General features: G+C 52.7%; 2 protein-coding genes. One reads left to right on the top strand and one right to left on the bottom strand.

The annotated features are described in order from the left end of the window. On the top strand, positions 1-512 hold a 512-nt coding region (locus tag W930_RS30430), incomplete at its 5' end, for a hypothetical protein (RefSeq protein WP_161782797.1). A 444-nt stretch (positions 513-956) separates the two neighbouring features. Here the strand turns inward: W930_RS30430 and W930_RS26775 are convergent. Further along, the coding region (locus tag W930_RS26775; protein ID WP_036655792.1) for an IS3 family transposase at positions 957-1,687 on the bottom strand (731 nt) is incomplete at its 5' end.

Below are 1,687 nucleotides of genomic sequence, written 5' to 3'. Positions count from 1 at the left end.
ACTTGAAGCTAGAGACTAAGGAGAATGGCATCAAAGTTGTCGCCGGCGGTATGGCAATAGCCGGAGGTTTTGCCGCCTGTTCAAGCTTGGTTGGATGCGCGCTGGGTGGACCAACTGCGGTGTTTGGCGGGAGTGAAACGATTGAAGGAGTGACCGGACTCTATAGGTTTGCGACTGGCAGCGGTCCTGCGGGCTTTAACCCAGTGCGTGATTTGCTAGTTGCGAACCTGCCAGTTGGTTGGGGAAACGTCACCTATGACGTTGGCGCGTTGGGGGCAAATATGCTGAGTCTTGGCATCCGCATGCCATACAACATTGGATTCACGGATGGAGTTAATCGATCAAAGTCGATATTTGGTGTGACAACGTCAAAATGGAATAACCCAATGCTAAACCCGATGACCAAACAGCAGTTACCGTCATATGTGGGGCAAGGAATATTGACGTACGGAATTGGTTCGAAGGGCGTGAAGATATTTAATGATATCCAAGAATCTAAAAATGAGCGTTAACCGTATGGCCGCGTCGATCCGCTTGCTACTTATCGTCGGTGGAGCATTTCTATGTTCCAGTGCCTTCTGGGGGGCAATCGTCGTTATTGTGGCACGTAGAGTGTTCGGCACAAATAACGAATATATGCTCCTGGGAATGTTTGTCGTGACATCGGCAATTTGTTTGTATTTTTGCATTAAATTTTTCTTGCGGTGCGGGCGAAAGAGGGGGTGAACCTAAATGGAGTCGACCCTGTAATCCCGGACACAGCGTCACGCTAAGGTTGCTGAATCCATCATGTCCAATCTCGAGACTACGTGATTGAACTCTAAATCGCCGCGTCACTCAAATCGGGGGCTGATCCGCTTGGGCTTTCTGTGCCAAATCCAGAGCGAGTTTTTCGGCGTATTGATCCGCTTGGGTTTTCTGGGCAGAATCCAGAGCGAGTTTTTCGGCGTATCGGGTCAAGTCGGCCCGGGTAAACACACCAATTGGCGGGCGAATTCGGCCGGCGCCAGCTCTTTGAGAGCTGAGTGAGGCCGACTCTCGTTGTAGTCCCCGCGCCATGCCTCGATAGTCGCCTTCGCTTCGTCCAGCGTCTCGAACCAATGCAAGTTCAAACACTCGTCACGGAATGATCCGTTAAACGTCTCAATGTGGCAATTGTCCGTGGGCTTTCCTGGGCGGCTGAAATCGATTTTCGACTTGTGGTGATATGCCCACATGTCGAGCAGTCGCCCGGAAAACTCACTGCCGTTGTCTACGAAAATATGCCGAGGAGCGCCGCGTCTGGCCGCGATTCGATTGAGCGCCGACACCACCACATGCTCTCCCCTCAACCGTTGACCAACTTCGATGGCCAGGGCTTCTTTCGTGAATACATCGACAACTGTCAGCATGCGAAACTTCGAGCCATCTGCGAGTTGATCGGCGACGAAATCCATACTCCAGGCATCATTCGGTTTGCTCGGCACGATTTTCTGCACGCGCGTGACGACCATCTTGCGGCGCTTGGGCAGTTTCGATCGCAATTGCAATTGCTCTTCGCAATACAGCCGGTATGCTTGATCCCTGCCCAACTGCCAGCCTTCACGCCGTAGCAGTACATGCACGCGCCGATAGCCATAGCGCACCCGCGTATAGGCAATTTCGCGCATGCGGGCACGAAGCTCGGGCCGAGGATCTTTCACGCTTT

The sequence above is a fragment of the Pandoraea sp. E26 genome, from assembly GCF_000681415.1.
GTDB lineage: Bacteria > Pseudomonadota > Gammaproteobacteria > Burkholderiales > Burkholderiaceae > Pandoraea > Pandoraea pnomenusa.
This window is presented reverse-complemented; position numbering and strand designations above follow the sequence as displayed.